The 16,734-nt window shown below is 72.6% G+C and carries 22 protein-coding genes and 2 pseudogenes; 17 read left to right on the top strand and 7 right to left on the bottom strand.

Annotated elements, in window-relative coordinates:
- Positions 1-98, top strand: a pseudogene (locus tag ACLJQZ_RS47830) (IS982 family transposase); the annotation flags it as partial.
- Between the two features lie 24 nt (positions 99-122).
- On the opposite strand, the gene ACLJQZ_RS47825 reads toward ACLJQZ_RS47830, so the two are convergent.
- Positions 123-557 carry a DoxX family protein gene (locus ACLJQZ_RS47825; protein ID WP_410628310.1) on the bottom strand — a complete coding sequence of 145 codons (435 nt, stop codon included), beginning with the start codon at positions 555-557 and terminating at the stop codon, positions 123-125.
- Positions 558-1,120: 563 nt separating this feature from the next.
- On the opposite strand from ACLJQZ_RS47825, the gene ACLJQZ_RS47820 reads away from it, so the two are divergent.
- The 11 genes from ACLJQZ_RS47820 to ACLJQZ_RS47770 all read left to right on the top strand — a co-directional run bounded on the left by ACLJQZ_RS47820 (position 1,121) and on the right by ACLJQZ_RS47770 (position 9,120).
- Positions 1,121-1,885 (top strand): ATP-binding protein, encoded by a 765-nt coding sequence (locus tag ACLJQZ_RS47820; protein WP_410628308.1) that lies wholly within the window; start codon positions 1,121-1,123, stop codon positions 1,883-1,885.
- Between the two features lie 96 nt (positions 1,886-1,981).
- Positions 1,982-2,677: a TetR/AcrR family transcriptional regulator gene (locus ACLJQZ_RS47815; RefSeq protein WP_410628306.1), complete on the top strand. Its 696-nt coding sequence runs from the start codon at positions 1,982-1,984 to the stop codon at positions 2,675-2,677.
- A complete protein-coding gene (locus ACLJQZ_RS47810) occupies positions 2,674-3,789 on the top strand; it encodes an FAD-dependent oxidoreductase (protein WP_410628304.1) in 1,116 nt (371 codons plus the stop codon). The genes ACLJQZ_RS47815 and ACLJQZ_RS47810 overlap by 4 nt, the downstream gene beginning before the upstream one ends.
- A gap of 24 nt (positions 3,790-3,813) precedes the next feature.
- Entirely contained in the window at positions 3,814-4,527 is a 714-nt protein-coding gene (locus ACLJQZ_RS47805) for an alpha/beta fold hydrolase (protein ID WP_410628302.1), read from the top strand.
- 23 nt (positions 4,528-4,550) lie between these two features.
- Positions 4,551-5,816 (top strand): PucR family transcriptional regulator, encoded by a 1,266-nt coding sequence (locus ACLJQZ_RS47800; RefSeq protein ID WP_410628300.1) that lies wholly within the window; start codon positions 4,551-4,553, stop codon positions 5,814-5,816.
- A gap of 87 nt (positions 5,817-5,903) precedes the next feature.
- Complete coding sequence (locus ACLJQZ_RS47795; RefSeq protein ID WP_410628298.1) at positions 5,904-6,155, top strand: hypothetical protein; 252 nt, start codon at positions 5,904-5,906, stop codon at positions 6,153-6,155.
- A gap of 227 nt (positions 6,156-6,382) precedes the next feature.
- A complete protein-coding gene (locus ACLJQZ_RS47790) occupies positions 6,383-6,592 on the top strand; it encodes a hypothetical protein (RefSeq protein ID WP_410628297.1) in 210 nt (69 codons plus the stop codon).
- Positions 6,559-6,708, top strand: coding sequence for a TauD/TfdA family dioxygenase (locus tag ACLJQZ_RS47785; protein WP_410628316.1), 150 nt, complete (start codon positions 6,559-6,561; stop codon positions 6,706-6,708). Before ACLJQZ_RS47790 ends, ACLJQZ_RS47785 begins: the two co-directional genes overlap by 34 nt.
- Positions 6,705-7,337 carry an NAD(P)H-dependent oxidoreductase gene (locus ACLJQZ_RS47780; RefSeq protein WP_410628295.1) on the top strand — a complete coding sequence of 211 codons (633 nt, stop codon included), beginning with the start codon at positions 6,705-6,707 and terminating at the stop codon, positions 7,335-7,337. Before ACLJQZ_RS47785 ends, ACLJQZ_RS47780 begins: the two co-directional genes overlap by 4 nt.
- Positions 7,338-7,450: 113 nt before the next feature.
- Entirely contained in the window at positions 7,451-7,747 is a 297-nt protein-coding gene (locus ACLJQZ_RS47775) for a hypothetical protein (RefSeq protein WP_410628293.1), read from the top strand.
- 26 nt (positions 7,748-7,773) lie between these two features.
- Positions 7,774-9,120: a MiaB/RimO family radical SAM methylthiotransferase gene (locus tag ACLJQZ_RS47770; RefSeq protein WP_410628314.1), complete on the top strand. Its 1,347-nt coding sequence runs from the start codon at positions 7,774-7,776 to the stop codon at positions 9,118-9,120.
- Positions 9,121-9,125: 5 nt separating this feature from the next.
- On the opposite strand, the gene ACLJQZ_RS47765 is transcribed toward ACLJQZ_RS47770, so the two are convergent.
- From ACLJQZ_RS47765 to bla, 3 genes are all read right to left on the bottom strand, one after another.
- A complete protein-coding gene (locus tag ACLJQZ_RS47765) occupies positions 9,126-9,884 on the bottom strand; it encodes an ATP-binding protein (protein ID WP_410628291.1) in 759 nt (252 codons plus the stop codon).
- Positions 9,885-10,109: 225 nt separating this feature from the next.
- Positions 10,110-10,694 carry a sigma-70 family RNA polymerase sigma factor gene (locus tag ACLJQZ_RS47760; RefSeq protein WP_410628289.1) on the bottom strand — a complete coding sequence of 195 codons (585 nt, stop codon included), beginning with the start codon at positions 10,692-10,694 and terminating at the stop codon, positions 10,110-10,112.
- 125 nt (positions 10,695-10,819) lie between these two features.
- On the bottom strand, positions 10,820-11,686 hold the full coding sequence (gene bla, locus ACLJQZ_RS47755) for a class A beta-lactamase (RefSeq protein ID WP_410628312.1): 867 nt from the start codon (positions 11,684-11,686) through the stop codon (positions 10,820-10,822).
- 140 nt (positions 11,687-11,826) lie between these two features.
- Here bla and ACLJQZ_RS47750 point away from each other — a divergent pair, with 140 nt between their 5' ends.
- Genes ACLJQZ_RS47750 through ACLJQZ_RS47740 form a run of 3 tightly spaced genes read left to right on the top strand, consistent with a single transcriptional unit; the run spans position 11,827 to position 13,989 of the window.
- On the top strand, positions 11,827-12,705 hold the full coding sequence (locus tag ACLJQZ_RS47750; protein ID WP_410628287.1) for a LysR family transcriptional regulator: 879 nt from the start codon (positions 11,827-11,829) through the stop codon (positions 12,703-12,705).
- Between the two features lie 10 nt (positions 12,706-12,715).
- Positions 12,716-13,699, top strand: coding sequence for a serine hydrolase (locus ACLJQZ_RS47745; RefSeq protein WP_410628285.1), 984 nt, complete (start codon positions 12,716-12,718; stop codon positions 13,697-13,699).
- On the top strand, positions 13,660-13,989 hold the full coding sequence (locus ACLJQZ_RS47740; RefSeq protein ID WP_410628284.1) for an antibiotic biosynthesis monooxygenase family protein: 330 nt from the start codon (positions 13,660-13,662) through the stop codon (positions 13,987-13,989). The genes ACLJQZ_RS47745 and ACLJQZ_RS47740 overlap by 40 nt, the downstream gene beginning before the upstream one ends.
- A gap of 33 nt (positions 13,990-14,022) precedes the next feature.
- On the opposite strand, the gene ACLJQZ_RS47735 is transcribed toward ACLJQZ_RS47740, so the two are convergent.
- Positions 14,023-14,589, bottom strand: coding sequence for a cysteine hydrolase family protein (locus tag ACLJQZ_RS47735; RefSeq protein WP_410628282.1), 567 nt, complete (start codon positions 14,587-14,589; stop codon positions 14,023-14,025).
- A gap of 30 nt (positions 14,590-14,619) precedes the next feature.
- A complete protein-coding gene (locus ACLJQZ_RS47730; RefSeq protein WP_410628280.1) occupies positions 14,620-15,291 on the bottom strand; it encodes a TetR/AcrR family transcriptional regulator in 672 nt (223 codons plus the stop codon).
- A gap of 79 nt (positions 15,292-15,370) precedes the next feature.
- On the opposite strand from ACLJQZ_RS47730, the gene ACLJQZ_RS47725 reads away from it, so the two are divergent.
- The gene (locus tag ACLJQZ_RS47725) at positions 15,371-16,267 is read left to right on the top strand and encodes an MBL fold metallo-hydrolase (RefSeq protein ID WP_410628279.1); all 897 of its coding nucleotides are present in this window, start codon (positions 15,371-15,373) and stop codon (positions 16,265-16,267) included.
- Positions 16,268-16,308: 41 nt separating this feature from the next.
- Positions 16,309-16,611 carry a ribosomal protein L7/L12 gene (locus tag ACLJQZ_RS47720; protein ID WP_410628277.1) on the top strand — a complete coding sequence of 101 codons (303 nt, stop codon included), beginning with the start codon at positions 16,309-16,311 and terminating at the stop codon, positions 16,609-16,611.
- Here ACLJQZ_RS47720 and ACLJQZ_RS47715 read toward each other — a convergent pair.
- Positions 16,608-16,734, bottom strand: a pseudogene (locus tag ACLJQZ_RS47715) (IS630 family transposase); the annotation flags it as partial. The gene ACLJQZ_RS47720 and the pseudogene ACLJQZ_RS47715 overlap by 4 nt on opposite strands.

Genomic DNA, 16,734 nt, shown 5'->3' with positions numbered 1-16,734 from the left:
GTGTCGCGCAGCGTCTGCTGGCGATGGCAGCCGGCATCTGGCACAACTGGCAGACCGGTCTGACCAGCAAAAGGTCACTGATCGCCTACGATCACTAACACCAACTTCACGGAATCAATCATCTAGGACGCGAGCTCGGTCGTCCGGAGGTGATCCGGTGCCGAAACCGCTTGCCGGGCAAGGAGGTTGCCCAGTGCGAAGCGGCCAGGGCCGATGAACGCGACGGCCAGCAGCGTCCAGCAGAACAGGGCCGCGTCCTCGCCGCCGTTCTGGATCGGGAGCAGGGCGACCGGCAGGTGCACGGTGAAGTAGGCGAACGCCATCGAGCCGGAGCCGAGCACGGCGGCGACCCGGGTGCCGATCCCGACGCAGACCAGTGTGCCGCAGCCGAGCTGGATGATCGCGGCCCACCACTGCGGCCACACGCCGGCGGCGACGGCGGACTTCGCGCCGAAGAGGCCGAACAGCGTCTTGACGCCGTGGCAGGCGAACAGGAAGCCGATGACGATGCGGAAGAGCCCGATGACGTGTTCGCGGGCCGGGGCCAGGCGGTGCATGGTTCCTCCGGGAGGCGGGGTGCGGGCGGCATCCGGCCGGCCGGTGCGCGGGGCCGGCCATTGCGGATTCGGTAGCACCAGATATACCGGCCCGCCGGGATGCGGCACACCGCCGAAAGTCGCATGCGGAAAACTTCCGGGGAAAACACCGAATCTGGCTCGGTTGGGTCCGCGTTACCGCAGGTCGCCTTGCCGGGTAAGAGAAAGCCCGGAAGTCTGGGGTATTTCTCCCATCTGGTCCAGACCAGTTAGCGCACTGGTCCGCGCTGGGTTTCGAGAATGTTTCCGGTTCTTTTCGGAAACGGCGCGGACTGGGCCTGCCGGATCAAGCTTTACGTCGTGCTCGCGAAGCCACCGTCGGCGTCGCAGTGGTGCTCCGACCAGAGCACTCGCTCGCCGTCCTGCAGTGAGTACGGTTCCATGGCGTCTTCCCCAGGCGTCGAGCCCTACACGCTTGAGGGCCGCGGTCGGTTGCACCGCCGCGCGATGGCCCTTTGCGCGGTCCCGGCCGAGGACTAGCGTGATGGCCATGCATCCGAAGGCGCCCTCGCGCCATTCAGCCGGTGCCCGTGCCTGAGGGCATCGGGCTCGAGCTGCGGAGCCGGGAGGCGAGCGCACTGGTCCGCGTGACCGGGCGGCTCGACATCACCGGCTACCCCTTTTTGCGCGACGGTCTCCTCAAGATCGCCGCGGACAGCCCACCGGGGGTGATCGCCGACATCGACGGGCTCGTTCTCGAGCGGCACTCGCCTAGCCTGTTCCCGTTCGTCGCCACCCGGCTCGAGCGCTGGCCGGGCATCCCGTTCTCGCTGGTGACGCGGCAGCCCGCGCACATCGAAGCGTTCGACAGCTACGGTCTGGACCGGTTCGTGCCGGTGCACGCCGACGTCGAAGCCGCCGAGGAAGCGCTGCCCCATCCGATCCGCCGCCGCGCCGAGCGGACGCTCGCACGCGGGGACCAAGGCATCGCCCAGGCTCGCGCGTTCGTCCGCGCGCGGACCAGCGAATGGGGGGTGCCCGCCCTGGAGTACGACGGCACGCTCATCGCGGCGGAGCTGACCGACAACGCGTCCCGGCACACGACGTCGCTCCCGCGGCTGCGGCTGGAACTGCGGCGGGAGCTGCTGACGATCGCCGTGAGCGACGACGATCCGCGGCCCGCGGTGCTGCTGGACCGGCCCGACCTGCTCGAGCCCGGCTTGGGCCTGCGGATCGTGGCGCAGACCGCCCGGGCCTGGGGGAGCAGCAAGCGCTGGACGGGCGGCAAGGTGGTCTGGGCCGTTCTGGCCACGCCGGAACGCCGCCGGTCGCGGACCCTCGGCCCCTGATTTCTCATGGCACTGCCTCCTTGGCTGTGACCGGCGTCATACGAACATGTTCGTTCCGAACGTGCTCGTAACGAACATGTTCGCTACAGTGGACGCATGGACCGGAACAGCACCCCCAGCCGCCGCGAACGCCCGGCGAAGCCGGCGCTGACCCGCGCGGGCATCGTGGCGACGGCCGTCGACGTCATGCGCGCCGAAGGCGTCGAGCGCGTCACCATGCGGCGGCTGGCCAAGGAGCTCGACACCGGCCCCGCCTCGCTCTACGTGTACGTCAAGGACACCGAGGAACTGCACGCCGCGATGCTCGACGAGCTGCTCGCCGAGGTCGACCTCGGCGACGGCGGTGCGGGGGAGTGGCGCGACCGGCTCTGGGCGATGCTGGGCTCCTACCGCTCGGTGCTGTTCGCCCAGCCGAGCTTGGCCCGGGTCGCGCTGGTGACCCGGCTGAGCGGGCCGCACTACCTGGCCGTCGTCGAAGCGGTGCTCGCGCTGCTCGACGAAGGCGGGATGCCGCCGGGCCAGGCCGCGTGGGCCGTCGACGTCCTGCTGCTGATCGCCACCGCGACCGCCGTCGAAACCGGCAGCCGCCAGGAGAAGCCCGGCGCCGAGCGCGAGCACGACGTGCTGGTGGAGTCGCTCGCCGGCCTCTCCGCCGAGACCCACCCGTACATCGCCGCGCTGGGGCCGGACCTCGTGTCCGGCCCGGGCCCCTCCCGCGTGCGGTGGGCGTTCGACGTCCTGCTGAACGGCGCGCTGAGCACCGCGCGCCCCCCGATCGAGGAGTTTCAATGACCACTACCCCCGTCACGATCGTCGGCGGCGGCCTGGGTGGCCTCACCCTGGCCCGCGTCCTGCACACCCGCGGGATCGCCGCGACCGTCTACGAACTCGACGCGTCTCCGGCCGCCCGCGACCAGGGCGGCACCCTGGACCTGCACGAAGAGTCCGGTCAGCACGCGCTGGCCGAAGCCGGCCTGACCGGCGAATTCCGCGCGATCGCCCGTGAAGAGGGCGAGGCGCTGCGCATCCTGGACAAGCACGGCGTCGTCCGGTTCGAAGAGACCGCCGACGCGGGCGGCGGCACCCGGCCCGAGGTCGACCGCGGCGCGCTCAAGCGGATCCTCGTCGACTCCCTGCCGGACGGCGTCGTCCGCTGGGGGACGAAGGTGACCGCGGTGGCGCCCGGCCGGATCACCCTGGACACCGGTGAGGTCGTCGAGTCCGGTCTGGTCGTCGGCGCGGACGGCGCCTGGTCGAAGGTCCGGCCGCTGCTGTCGGCCGCCGTCCCGGTCTACTCGGGACTGTCCTTCGTGGAGGCTCATCTGTCCGATGTGGACACCGCGCACCCGGCGGTGGCCGCGCTGGTCGGCCCCGGCTCGATGTTCGCGCTGGCCGACGGGAAAGGCCTGATCGCCCAGCGCAACGGCGGCGGCCGGGTCCGCGTCTACGCCGCGGTGCAGGCCCCGGCCGAGACGGTGACCGGCCTCGTCGACCCGGCCGATCCGGCCGGGTCCCGCGCGCGGGTGCTCGACCTGTTCGCCGGCTTCGACGCCGGGCTGCGCGCGCTCATCGCCGACAGCGACGACACCCTGATCGCGCGGCCGATCCACGCGCTGCCGGTGGGGCACCGGTGGGCGCGGGTCCCGGGCGTGACGCTGCTCGGCGACGCCGCGCACGTCATGTCGCCCTTCGCCGGCGAGGGCGCCAACCTCGCGATGCTCGACGCCGTCGAACTGGCCGTCGCGCTGGCGGACCACGACGACGTCGAAAGCGCTCTCTCGGCCTACGAAACCGCGCTGTTCCCGCGAGCGGAAGAAGCCGCGCGCGAGTCGGCGGACAACCTCGTCGAGAGCTTCCGGCCGGACGCGCCGTCCGCGATGGTCGACCTGATGCTCTCGCACTGAATCCCCTATTCGAAAGGCACCACCATGACCGAGAAGATCCTCCGGCCCGACCCGGAACTGGAACTGCACCTGACCGACACCGGCGGCGCCGGCCGTCCCGTGCTCGCCCTGCACGGCGGCGCCGGACCCCGGGGCGTCGCGCCGGTCGTCGAGCACTTCGCGCCGGAGAACCGCGTGCTCGCGCCCACCCACCCGGGCTGGGGCGGCACGCCGCGCCCGGACTGGTTCACCGGCGTCGACAGCCTCGCCGTGACCTACCTCGACCTGCTGGAGGACGAAGACCTCTCCGACGTCGTCGTCGTGGCCAGCTCGTTCGGCGGGTGGGTCGCGGCCGAGATGGCCGTGCGCGACCGCGGCCACCGGATCGGCGCGCTGGTCGTGCTCGACGGCATCGGCCCGGAGATCGCGGGGCACCCGGTGTCGCTGCCGCAGCCGCCGCCCGGCGCGCCCGCGCCCGGGCCCGGGCCCGCGCCCGCCGACCTGGCGGCGATGCGGGTCTACACCGGGACGACGATGGGCGACCCGAAGCTGCTGCGCCGGCTGGCCCGGGTCCGGATCCCGGCCCTGCTGATCTGGGGCGAGGACGACACGGTCGTCACGCCGGCGTTCGGCGCGGCCTACGCGGCGGGGTTCGCGGACGCCCGGTTCGAGATCGTCGCCGGCGCGGGGCACATGCCCGCGGTGCAGAACCCGGCCGCGACATTCGAACTCATCGACGAGTTCCTGGTGAAAGCATGATCGTTTCCCTCTAGAGTGGCTCCATGGTGGACGAAGAAGTCGTCTCGGAGCGGATCCGGCAGGTCGCCGCCGCGCTGGCCGACCGGGCCGGTGATCTCACCGGTGAGCTGGTGCAGCTCTACGCCGCCGAACTGCCGCAGCTGGTCCACGACGACGAACGTATGGTCAGCCTGCTGACCGCGAGCGTCTACCAGAACATCGAGACCGGCCTGCAGATCCTCCAGCACAGCATCGACCCGGCCCACGTCGAGGCGCCGGCCGCCGCGCTGGAGTACGCGCGGCGGCTGGCCCAGCGCGGCACCCCGGTGTTCGACCTGATCCGCGCCTACGACGTCGGGCAGGCCGCGATGCTCGACTTCGGGTTCCAGGAGTGCATCCGCCAGGTCGGCGAGGCCGAGCTCGTCGGGGAGATGATGCGGCGGCTGCTGAAGGTTGTGTTCGGGTTCGTCACCCGGGTGACCCGGCAGCTGATCGCGGTCTACCAGGACGAACGCGACCGGTGGCTGCTCAACCGGAGCGCCGCGCGGGTGGCCAAGGTGCAGGACCTGCTGGCCGAGAACCGCGGCCCGCTCGACGCCGCGTCCGTCGACGCGGCCGAGGCCGTGATCGGCTATCGCCTGCGCGGCACGCACGCCGGGATGATCGTCTGGCACGTGTCGGAGGCCTCCGTGGGCGACGTGCTGTCGGTGCTGGAGTCGGTCGCGGCCGCGGTGCTCGGCCGCGTCCAGGACCACGGCCGGCCGCTGTTCGTGCCGCGCGACGAGGCCAGCGCGTGGGTGTGGCTGCCGCTCGGCCCGGGCGTCACGATCGGCCGCGCCCTCCTCGACGACGTCCTCGCGACGGCCGAGCCCGGCGTCCGCGTGACCGTCGGCGACCCCGCGACCGGCGTCGACGGCTTCCGCGACACCCACCACCAGGCCCTGCGGGTGCACGCGCTGGCCCTCGCGGCCGGCGAGCACTGCGACCGCGTCCTGACCTTCCGCGATGTCGGCACGATGGCGCTGATGACGTCCGACCTCAACGCGGCCCGGCTGTGGGTCACGAGCACCCTCGGGCCGCTGGCCGCCGACGAGGAGAACTGCGGGCGCCTGCGCGAGACCCTGCACGTCTTCCTCGCCTCCGGCGGCAGCTACACCGGGGCGGCGGCCGAGCTGACGATGCACAAGAACTCCGTGCAGTACCGCGTCCGCAAGGCCCAGGAGCTGCTGCCGCGCGAGCTCGGGACGAACCGGCTGGACGTCGAGCTCGCACTGAGCCTCTGCCACCGGCTCGGCCGGGCGGTCCTCTGAGGCTTTGGTGTCGTGGACCACACCCGGCGAAGATCGTTGGGTCCCGGACACGAAGTCTTCCCGCGGTTTCCGGCCTACCTTTCGATCATGGGTGAAAACGGTGGGATGCTCGCACTGGTGCGGCTACGCCGAGGCGTCGTCGGCGAGAGCAGACGCGTCTGTCACCTGATCCCCGTCCCCGCCGCCGGCGCGGTCCCCGAGTACCTGACGGCCCTGTGCGGCGAGTCGATCTTTCCGGGCGAGGCCGAGGTGCTGGACGGCCTGCGCGGGATGCCGTGCCACACGTGCCTGATGGCGAACACGCCCGCGGGCGGCGAGCTCCTGGCGAACGCGGGTTAGTTCCGGACGCGCCGCGCTGACGATCGCGTGGGAAAACCCCATGTCAGAACCCGAATCGATGGTCCATTCGGACCAACTCTGCGGATTACGTATCGTCAGGCGACGTCGTGAGCTTTAACCTTGCGTGATTCTTCGCCATGAATCGCACTGGGGAGTGAGATGAAGCCGACGTCACCGCTGTGGTTGCCGCGCGCCCATTCACGGTCGGAACGGGCCCACCTCGAGCGATGATGGAAGCCGGCTGCATCAGACGCTTCGAAGGAGTCGCCCGGCGCTCGCCCGGCCGGATCGCCGCTGTCGAGCACGACGCGGTGGTGAACTACGCCCGGCCGGCCGGGCTCGCCGCGCGGCGGCTCGACGCGGGCGTCCGGCCGGGCGACCGGGTCGGTCTCGTCACCGGGCCCTGGAGCGGATCCGCGAGGTCTACGACGAAGTGAGCTACGCCTTCCCCTGGCAAGCCGGCGATGTGATGGTGGTCAACACCATGCTGGCAGCCCACGGCCGCGAGCCGTTCGCCGGCAAGTGCCGCATCCTCGTGGCGATGGCCGGATGACCGCGGCATCCGCCCGGCCCGTGGTGGTCCTGCTGGCCCACCCCCGGCCGGGCAGCTTCAACCACGCGCTCGCCGACCGGGTACGGGCCGCGCTGGCCGCGGCCGGACGGCCGGTGCGGTTCCACGACCTCTACGCCGAAGGTTTCGACCCGGTCCTCACCGCGGAAGAGGCCTACACCAGCGGCACGCGTGCCGAGGACTTCCTCGCCGCCGAACCGGATCCGCTGGTGCGCCGCCACCGCGAGGAGCTGCGCGACGCCGCCGGCCTCGTCGCGATCCACCCGAACTGGTGGGGCAAACCGCCGGCGATCCTGAGCGGCTGGCTCGACCGGATCCTGGTCCCCGGCGTGGCCTACCGGCTCGACGACGCGGGCGGCGCCCCCGAGTCGTTGCTCGCCTTGGAGCACCTCTTCGTCGTCAACACCTCCGACACCACCGAAGACCGCGAGCGGACGCTGTTCGGCGACCCGCTCGACGCGATCTGGCGCCGCTGCCTCGCGCCCTACCTCGGCGAGCCGGCGGTGACCCGGCTGGTGTTGCGGGTGGTCGCGGACGCCGGCGCGGACCGGCGAAGCGGGTGGCTCGACGACGTCGACGCCGAGGTCACCCGGTTGTTCGGTGGTCGCTGACCGGTTCCGGCCAATTCCGGTGAAGACCTTGAGCGGCTTTCGCGTGGCGTGCGACTCTCGGGCCGTCCGGCAACCGGATTCACCGAGGGGGAACCGTGAGCAAACTCGAGCGTATGGCCGAAGAACGTCGTCGTCGTCAGGGGAGCACGCCGGCAGCGCCGGCCGGCCGGCAGTGGGGCACCTGCGTCAGCGTCCGGGAAACCGGTGACCGGCGCCGCCGGGTCGCCCGGGTGCTGCTGGCGAGCGGGCTGGTGATCACCGCCTACCTGCCGCTGAGCGTGGTCACCCCCGCGGTCGACGCACCGGTGCTGGTCCAGACCAATGCGATCGGCGACGGGCCCAAGGGCGACTCGGTCGTCGTGTCGGCCGGCGGCGACCAGTCGGGCCACGGCACCATCGTCGTGTCCTGACGGTGGCCGACGTGCGCACCGTCTCGATGGTCACCTTGGGCTGCGCGCGCAACGAGGTCGACTCCGACGAGCTGGCCGCGCGCCTGGACGCGTCGGGGTGGCGCCTCGCCGAACCGGGCGCCGAAGCCGACGTCGTCGTCGTGAACACCTGCGGCTTCATCGAAGCCGCGAAGAAGGAGTCCATCGACACGGTCCTGGCCGCGTCCGGCAAGGGCGCGAAGGTGGTCGCCGTCGGCTGCATGGCCGAGCGCTACGGCCGTGAACTCGCCGACGCGCTGCCCGAGGCCGACGCCGTGCTTTCCTTCGACGACTACCCGGAGATCGGCGCCCGCATCGAAGACGTCCTCAACGGGCGCGCGCACCCCGCGCACACCCCGCAGGACCGGCGGCTGCTGCTGCCGATCACGCCGGTGCAGCGGCCCGCCGCGGTGGCTGTGCCCATTCCCGGCCACGGCCCGGCCAGCGGCCCGAGGCCGTTGCGGTACCGGCTCGGCGGCGGTCCGGTCGCCCCGCTCAAGCTGGCGTCGGGCTGCGACCGGCGCTGCACGTTCTGCGCCATCCCGAGCTTCCGCGGCGCGTTCGTGTCCCGGCCGCCGGCCGAGATCCTCGCGGAGGCCGAATGGCTGGCCGGCCACGGCGTCCGCGAACTCGTGCTGGTGAGTGAGAACTCTACGTCGTACGGGAAAGATCTCGGCGACTTGCAGGCGCTGGAGAAGCTGCTGCCGCGGCTCACCGCCGTCGTCGACCGTGTGCGGGTGAACTACCTGCAGCCCGCCGAACTGCGCCCGAGCCTGCTCGAAACGATCGCCGGGACTCCCGGCGTCGCGCCGTACTTCGACCTGTCGTTCCAGCACGCCAGCGGGTCGGTGCTGCGCCGGATGCGCCGCTTCGGCGACCGGGAACGGTTCCTGCGGCTGCTGGAGAAGATCCGCGCGGTCGCGCCGGAGGCCGGCGTGCGGTCCAACTTCATCGCGGGCTTCCCCGGCGAGACCGACGCCGAGTTCGCCGAGGCCAAGCGCTTCCTCGAGGAGGGCAGGCTGGACGTCGCCGGCGTGTTCGGCTACTCGGACGAGGACGGCACCGAAGCCGTCGACCTGCCGGGCAAGGTGCCCGCCGACGTGCTCGCGGGGCGCGTCGAAGAACTGTCGCTCCTGGCGGAGGAAACCGGGAGCCGACGCGCGGAAGAGCGGCTCGGCTCGGTCGTCGAGGTGCTGGTGGGACCGGCCGGGCACGGCTGGGCGGCGCACCAGGGACCCGAAGTCGACGGGATCGTCACGTTCACCGGGACCGCGCCGGCGGCGGGTGAGCTGGTCCGGGCCGAAGTCGTCGGCACCGACGGCCCCGACCTCGAAGCGCAGCTCCGGCCGGCGTAGGGGCTTCAGACCGGCTCGCCGCGCTCGCGGTGCCGGGCCGAGGTGAGGACCGCCCAGACGACCTTGCCGCCGGACCACCGGCGGCTGCTGCCCCAGACCGTCGCCGCGTGCGCGACGATGGCGAGGCCGACACCCGGGCTGCGCTCGTCCGGCCGCTCCAGCAGCACCGCGGGCCGCGGGTCGTCGTCCGCGACCGCCACGGTCAGCAGTCCCCGGCGCAGGTCCAGCCGCAGCTCCGGGATCGACGACGTGTGCCGGACGGCGTTGTCGGCCAGTTCTCCGGCGATCAGGGTGCCGTCGTAGACCAGTTCGGGCACGTTCCACCGCCCGGCCAGTTCGCGGACGAACGAGCGGGCGAGCGAGGCGGCGCCGGCCGTGCGGGGCAGGGTCCGGGCCACCCGGTGCCGGATCGGCGTGCTCTGGTGGTGCTCGGCCGTCTCCACATCCGGGTGCACCGCGACGAAGCGGTCGATCCCCGACGCGTGGAACAGCCGCACGTGCGCGTGCCGGCTCGTGACGAGGGACAGCGGAATGCCCGGCCAGCCGTCGATGCGCCGGGCGACCAGCGGGAAGACGCTGGCCGGCGCGAGCTCGCCCATGGTCAGCGCGCTGACGTCGGCGACGATCCCCGGCGGCGTGTCGGCCGCGACCTTGAGCAGCCCGTCCCGCAGGGACGCGTAGCCGGGCAGGTCCAGCTCCCCGCTGACCGTCACCAGGGCACTGCCGGGCCGGGGTGTCAGGCGCAGCGTCAGTTCGGAGGGCACGAAGTCCGTCAGACCCGCCCTGCGTGTCGTCGCACTGCGCTCGCCCCGGACGAACCCACGGAAGAACCCACGGAAGACTCCATGAATCCACGCTAGTCGTGATCGCGGCTCCCGGTTTACCCCGTAGTGACGAACTCGGGTTGCCCCGCACCGCGTGGGGCAGCGATCGGCGCGCCGCACAAGGGACCCGTGCCCGCGGGATGTGTGTCCTCGCCGCGGATTTCGTCAGACCGCGGCGTACCGGATCACCCGGCGCAGCCGGCGGATCGCGCGGAACTGGGTCACCCGCACCGCTTCGGGGCTCGGCATGCCGAGCAGCTCCGCCGTCTCCTCGGCGGAATAGCCCAGCAGCACCCGCAACGTCACCACTTGGCGGTAGTGCCGCGGCAGCCGGTTCAGCACGCGCCGGATCTGGAGGTGCTCTTCGATCGCCGCGAAGTCGTCGGCCGCGGCCGGGAGGCGCCAGGCCGGGTCGGTTGCCGCTTCGGGGTCGGGGAGCGGGGTGCAGCGTTCGTGGCTGCGGTTGCGGTCGCGGTGCACGTCGGCGGTCTTGTGCGCCGCGATGCCGAACACCCACGACAGGAACTTGTCGGACCGGTAAGGGTACCGCGGCAGGGCCACGAGCACGGCGAACAGCACTTCCTGGGTGCAGTCCTCGGCCGTCGTCGTGGCGTTCTCGCGGCCGAGCCGCTTGCGGCAGTAGGCGAGCACGATCGGCCGCAGCAGCCGGAAGAGCTGCTGCACCGCCTCGTAGTCGCCGCCGAGCGCGTCCCGGACGAGCACGATGTCCGGCGGCGGAGCTGGTCCCACGGTGGTCTCCCGGGCCGGCGCCGGGACGGGAGACCCCGGCGCGCTCGGCCATCGGGGTCCGGGACGGCTCGCGTGATCCCGTTCAGCGTAACGGAAGATCGACCGTCAAGTCCTTTGTGGACCGATCAGTGCAGGCTGTCGAGCGCGACCTTGGCGGCGGCCGCGATCAGCCGGTCGTCGGGCTTGGCGTCCTGCGTCTTCCGGTCCGACAGGATCACGAGCACGATCGGCGCCCGCCCGGGCGGCCAGACGACGGCGATGTCGTTGCGCGTCGCGTACGAGCCGGTGCCGGTCTTGTCGGCGACGGCCCAGCCCGCCGGCGCGCCCGCCCGGATCAGCGCCCCGCCGGTGGTGTTGGCTCGCATCATGTCGGTCAGCACGGTCCGCTTCTCCGGCGGCAGTGCCGAGCCGAGGGTGAACGCGCGCAGGCCGGCGGCCATCGCGCGCGGGGTGCTGGTGTCGCGGATGTCGCCGGGCGCGAGGTCGTTGAGCCCGGGCTCGGTCCGGTCGACGTGGGTGGTCGTGTCGCCGATCCCGCGCAGCGCGGCGCCGAGCCCGGCGGGCCCGCCGAGCTCGCGGAACAGCAGGTTGGCGGCGGTGTTGTCGCTGTAGCGCAGGGCGGCGTCCATCGCGTCGCGCAGGGAGATGCCGGTGCCGACGTGCTTTTCGGTGACCGGCGAGTTCTCCTGCAGGTCGGCCCTGGCGTACTCGAGCACCTTGTCGAGCCCCGGCAGGCTGGTGCGCTGGAGGACCGCGCCCGCGGAGAACGCCTTGTGCGTCGAGGCGTACCCGAAGCGGTCGTCGGCGTGGTGCGTGACTTCGCGGCCGTTGCCGGTGTCCACCGCGTAGACGCCGAGCCGGGCGTCGAACCGGGCCTCGAGCGGCGCGAAGTCCGGTTGCGGCGCGAGCGTGGCGGATGGCTGGGACGACGGCGTGGGTGCCGCGGGTGCGGCTTCCGGAGCGGCGCAGGCGGTCAGCGCGGCGAGCGCCATCGCGGCGAGCGCGGCCCTCCTGACGTGGGGGAACGACACGGCACTTCCTTTCGGTCTTGATCGGCTACCGCAGTCTCGCCGCGTCCGTCCATGCTGTCCAAGACGGAAATGAAGGGTTCGATGCCACAAGCGCATAGAGTGTGGTCGTGGACCTGGTCGGCGGCTGCAGAGCGTTCGTGAGCGTGAGCGAAGCGGGGAGCTTCACCGCGGGCGCGGCGCTCGCGCGCATCCCGCAGCCGGTCGCCAGCCGCCGCATCGCCGCACTCGAACGCCACCTCGGCGAGCGGCTCTTCGACCGGTCGACCCGCCGGGCGACGCTCACCCCGTTCGGCCGCGACATGCTGCCCCCGGCGAAACGCCTGGTCCGGCTGGCCGAGGCGATGGAACACGACGCCCGGCGCGCCCGGCTGCGGCCGATGCGGGTGGCCGTCCCGGACACCTGCGGCGTCCGGGACCTCGCCGAACTCGCCGCCGAGGCCCGCGCGCTGGAGGTCCACCTGGAGTTCCGCGCGGCGACGCCGGGGGAGCGGGCCGAGCTCGTCCGCACCCAGGAGGTGCGCGCCGCGCTCGTCGCGGTCCCGGCCGAGGAGGGCGCGTGGGCCGTTCCGCTGGGCCTGGCCGGCGTGGCGACGCCGCCGGCGAAGGTCGTGCACCTGGAGACCCTGCGCGCCGGCCGGTCGGGCGGCGCGCGGCGGCGCGTCTGGCTGCAGCCCGAGGACGACGTCCCGCACGTCCGGGACCGCGTGCTGCGGATCCGCGACGCCGTGGGCCTGCAACCCGCCCAGGTCGCCGTGGCGGCGTCGCTGACCTCGGCGGCGGCGGACGTCTTCGGCTCGGCGGACCTGCTGCTGTGCTCGGCCGCGCAGGCCGCCGACCTCGGGCTACAGTGGCGGCCGATCGGGGAGATCGACCTCGCGCGCGGCTTCGACGTCACCGCCGCGCTGGGGGAGGACGCCGACCGGCTGCGCACCGGGCTGTGGGCGGCGGTCGGGCGATGTCTCGGCGCCGCCGGGACCTGAGGGGGCGGGGTTGAGCACCGAAACGCTGGTCCGGGAGCTGCGGGCCGACCTGGCCGACGGTGGGCTCCGCGGCTCGTTCCTGGTCCGCGACCTGGCGTCCGGGCAGGAGGTGGGGATCGACCCGGACCGGGTGTTCCCGATCGCTTCGCTGGTCAAGGTCCCGCTCGCGGCGGTGACCCTGGAGCGGATCCGCCGGGGCGAGCTCGACGGCGCGAGCCAGGTGGAGGTCGAGCCCAGCGGCGTCACCACCCCCGGCCCGATCGGCCTGACGCGGTTCCGCCACCCGGCCCGCGTCGCCGTCGACGACCTGGTCTACCTGAGCACGTCCCTGAGCGACGGCGCCGCGGCCGACGTCCTGTTCGAGCTGACCCCGCCGGCCGAGGTCACCCGGATGCTGGACGAGTGGGGTGTGCCCGGCATCGCCGTGCGCCACCTGATGCGCGACCTCATCGACACCCCGGCCGAGCGCTTCGAGTCCGGCGACGTCGACCTGGCCCACGCACTGGCCATCGGCGCGGCCACGGCGGGCCAGGGCCACCGGCTCGCGCAGCTCGACGTCACCCGCGCGAACTCCGCGTCGGCGCGGGCGTTGCTCGACCTGCTGCAGGCCCTGTGGACGCCGTCGAAGATCGACCCGGCGGTGGCGGCCGGCGTCCGGGAGCTGATGGGCCTCAACGTCCTGCGGCACCGCTTGACCCCCGACTTCGCCTCGGACGCGTCGAAGTGGTCGTCGAAGACCGGCACCCTGCTGAACCTGCGGCACGAAGCGGGCGTGGTCGAGCACGCCGACGGCCGCGCGTTCGGCGTCGTCGCCCTCACCGAGTCCCGGGTCCCGGCCGTGCTCCAGCCCGAGGCGGAGGTCCTGATGGCCCGCGTGGCGCGGACCCTGCGGGACCACCTGCGCGCGGCCGGAAAACCGGTTGGGCGCGGGATTTCGGCGCCTAGGCTCCGCGGGTGTCCTTCACCAGACCCGAACCGCCGTACTACGCCGTGATCGTCAGCAGCAAGCTGGACGCCGACCACCTCGACGGTTACGCCGCGATGGACGACCGCATGACCGAGCTGGGCCGGGCCCAGCCGGGCTACCTGGGCCGCGAGTCCACGACCGACGCCGACGGCCGCGAGCTGACGGTGCTGTACTACCGCGACGCGGAGTCGATCGCGGCGTGGAAGCAGCACCCGGAGCACCTCGAAGCCCAACGGCGGGGCCGGGAGCAGTGGTACGCGGACTACCGCATCGAGGTCGCCAAGGTGGAGCGCGCCTACGGCTTCGAGCGCGAGTAAGGGCAAGCCGCCGCGCGCGTCAGCCGAGCCGCGTCAGACAGCGGCCTTCACCCCGAAGTCCACCTCCTCGGTCTTCAGCGTGCCCGCGGTCCGGCCCGGCGCCGTCTGGTACTGCCAGTACAGGTTCGTGTGCGCGATGACCTGCCCGGGCGCCGGCGCACCGTAGGCCGACAGGTCTTCGGTCGTGTGCGCGTCGGCGACCAGCGTCGCGTCGTAGCCGCGGACGATCGCGCCGTGCAGCGTCGAGCGGATGCACGCGTCCGTCTGCGCGCCCGCGACCACCAGCCTGCCGATACCCCGTGACGCCAGCACGGCCTCGAGGTCCGTGGCCTCGAACGAATCGCCGTACATCTTGTGCACCAGCGGTTCCGCGTCGCGGCGCACAAGTTCCGGGATGTACTGCCACGTCTCGCTGTCGCGCGGCAGCTCGTCGCTGGTGTGCTGCACCCACACGACGTCGACGCCGGCCGAGCGCGCTTTGTCCACCAGCGCCGCGATGTTGGCGACGACGGCCTCTCGGTCGTGGGCTTCCCGCATCACGCCGTTCTGCACGTCGACGACGAGCAGCGCGGTGTTCGGACGGTCGGTGAGTGTGGTCATGGTCCCTCCCGGAGCTTGGTCGCGACCACTCTAAGCGGGACCACCGACATTTTCGCGCGCTTTCCGCTCGGTGTGCGAAGTCCGGGGGAGCGGCCACGGCGATGACGGCTCGGACTCCTGCTCCAGCCCGGTCAGCACGGCCCCGATCAGCCGCTCCGCCTGGCGATCGATCGCCCGCGGGCCGTCGAACCGGACGAGGCCGTCGACCAGGAGCGTCGCCAGGCCGTGCATCGCCGACCAGACGACGATCTCCGCCCCGGGCCGCGCCGACGCGGGCAAACTGCCCTCGTCGGCCAGCCGGTCGAGTTCGGCCGCGAAGACGTCGTGCGGGTGCGGCGAGACCGGCTCGCCGGGTTCGGCGCGGTGCGCCGCGAAGATCAGGCCGGCGACCGCGGGGTCCTCGATCGCCCAGCGGACGTAGTCGCGCGCGGCCGCGACGAGCCGGTGCCGCGGGCCGCCCCGGGCGCGGGCGGCGGCCCGGCCCATGCGTTCCCCCAGCCGGGCGACCAGCCGGTCCGACAACGCGCGGACCAGCGCGTCCCGTGACGCGAAGTGGTGGTAAGCGGCGCTCGGGCTGACCCCGATCCGCACCGTCGCCTCCCGCAGGCTCCAGCCGTCGGCCCCGCGCTCGCGGACCAGCGCTTCGGCGCCGTCGAGCAGCGCGCCGCGCAGGTCTCCGTGGTGGTACCGCTCCCGGGTCATGACGGCGATCTTAACACCGCTCAGAATCTGTACTATGTTCAGATCAGGAACTGAACGCCGATCAGATGGGAGCCCGGACATGACCGCAAACCTGCCCGACGTGACGGAGGCGGCGCCGCCGATCGTGGGCGGTGAGCCGGTCGAGGTGGCCGACGGCGTATTCGTCCTGCGCGACAACCGGGTGCCGCTCGTGCCCAACATCGGCTTCGTCGTGGGAGAGCGCGCGACGCTGGTCGTCGACACCGGTCTCGGCCGGCGCAACGGCGAATACACGCTGGCGCAGGCGAAACGGCTCGCCGGCGGGCGACCGCTGTACCTGACGACAACGCACTTCCACCCGGAGCACGGCTTCGGCGCGGAGGTGTTCGCGGGCGCGGCGACGATCGTCGCCAACCGGGCGCAGCGCGACGAGCTGGCCCGCAAGGGCACGGGGTACGTCCGGATGTTCAGCGGCCTCGGCGCCGCCATCGCCGCCGAGCTGGCGGACGTCACCTTCGTCGACCCGGACGTCGTCTACGAGGGCCGGGCGGAGCTCGACCTCGGCGGCCACCGGGTGGTGCTGCAGGAGTGGGGCCCGGCGCACAGCGCGGGCGACCAGACGGTCCTCGTCGACGGCCGGGTGCTGTTCACCGGCGACCTCGCGGAGACGCGGATGTTCCCGATCGCGCCGCACTTCCCGCCGCACGACACCGACTTCGACGGCGCCCGCTGGATCGCCGCACTCGGCGGGATGGCGGAGCTGGCCCCGGAAGTGGTGGTCCCCGGTCACGGCGAAATCGCGGACGTCACGCTGCTGCACGAGATCCGCGGCTACCTCGAGCACGTCCAGGCCGAGGTGACGCGGCTGAAGACCGCCGGCGCGTCCGCGGCGGAGACGGCGGCGAAGGTCGACGAGGACGCGCGGGCCCGCTGGCCGGAGTGGGACAATCCCGAGTGGATCGCCCTGGCGGCCACGGCCTTCCACTCGGCGGGCTGAAAGCTCCACGCGGCCCGGCGCGGCTCCGTACGATGTCCACCATGGACTACACGCTGCTGGCCGTCGTCGTGCTCGTCGCGGCCGTCGCCCTGGGCGCCTCGGCCAACGACCGCCGGGTCAACCGCCTCGAGCGCCGCCTCGCCCGGATGGAACTGAAGCTGGACGCCATCGCCGGGCACCTCGGCGTCGCAGTCGCGGAGCCGGCCCAGCCGCAGTTGGCGGACCTGCCCGACGTACGGCAGTTCCTGCTGGAGGGCAAGAAGATCCAGGCGATCAAGGCCTACCGCGAGCACACGGGCGTGGGGCTCAAGGACGCGAAGGACGCCGTGGAGCGGATGGCCTAAGCACCTGGCCAGAAGTCTTGTCCGAAATTCTCGGGTAGCCAGGGGCTGGTCCAGGGTGCTGCGGTGGTGAGTGTTTGTTCGGTGGTGCGGTTGCGGAAGTAGGCGTGGGTCTGGCGGAGTCGG

It is taken from the genome of Amycolatopsis sp. cmx-8-4, assembly GCF_046548675.1.
Taxonomy (GTDB): Bacteria; Actinomycetota; Actinomycetes; order Mycobacteriales; family Pseudonocardiaceae; genus Amycolatopsis.
Note: the sequence above shows the minus strand (reverse complement) of the source record. Positions and strands in the feature narration are given on the sequence as shown.

Excerpts from the sequence above, each read along its gene's own strand:
- ACLJQZ_RS47775 (WP_410628293.1), top strand. The coding sequence starts at position 7,451 with ATGGCCGAAGAACGTCGTCGTCGTCAGGGGAGCACGCCGGCAGCGCCG.
- ACLJQZ_RS47725 (WP_410628279.1), top strand. The coding sequence starts at position 15,371 with ATGACCGCAAACCTGCCCGACGTGACGGAGGCGGCGCCGCCGATCGTG.
- ACLJQZ_RS47735 (WP_410628282.1), bottom strand. The coding sequence starts at position 14,589 with ATGACCACACTCACCGACCGTCCGAACACCGCGCTGCTCGTCGTCGAC.
- ACLJQZ_RS47770 (WP_410628314.1), top strand. The coding sequence starts at position 7,774 with ATGGTCACCTTGGGCTGCGCGCGCAACGAGGTCGACTCCGACGAGCTG.
- ACLJQZ_RS47815 (WP_410628306.1), top strand. The coding sequence starts at position 1,982 with ATGGACCGGAACAGCACCCCCAGCCGCCGCGAACGCCCGGCGAAGCCG.
- ACLJQZ_RS47780 (WP_410628295.1), top strand. The coding sequence starts at position 6,705 with ATGACCGCGGCATCCGCCCGGCCCGTGGTGGTCCTGCTGGCCCACCCC.
- ACLJQZ_RS47795 (WP_410628298.1), top strand. The coding sequence starts at position 5,904 with ATGGGTGAAAACGGTGGGATGCTCGCACTGGTGCGGCTACGCCGAGGC.
- ACLJQZ_RS47800 (WP_410628300.1), top strand. The coding sequence starts at position 4,551 with ATGGTGGACGAAGAAGTCGTCTCGGAGCGGATCCGGCAGGTCGCCGCC.
- ACLJQZ_RS47810 (WP_410628304.1), top strand. The coding sequence starts at position 2,674 with ATGACCACTACCCCCGTCACGATCGTCGGCGGCGGCCTGGGTGGCCTC.
- bla (WP_410628312.1), bottom strand. The coding sequence starts at position 11,686 with ATGGCGCTCGCCGCGCTGACCGCCTGCGCCGCTCCGGAAGCCGCACCC.
- ACLJQZ_RS47825 (WP_410628310.1), bottom strand. The coding sequence starts at position 557 with ATGCACCGCCTGGCCCCGGCCCGCGAACACGTCATCGGGCTCTTCCGC.
- ACLJQZ_RS47730 (WP_410628280.1), bottom strand. The coding sequence starts at position 15,291 with ATGACCCGGGAGCGGTACCACCACGGAGACCTGCGCGGCGCGCTGCTC.
- ACLJQZ_RS47805 (WP_410628302.1), top strand. The coding sequence starts at position 3,814 with ATGACCGAGAAGATCCTCCGGCCCGACCCGGAACTGGAACTGCACCTG.
- ACLJQZ_RS47720 (WP_410628277.1), top strand. The coding sequence starts at position 16,309 with ATGGACTACACGCTGCTGGCCGTCGTCGTGCTCGTCGCGGCCGTCGCC.
- ACLJQZ_RS47790 (WP_410628297.1), top strand. The coding sequence starts at position 6,383 with ATGATGGAAGCCGGCTGCATCAGACGCTTCGAAGGAGTCGCCCGGCGC.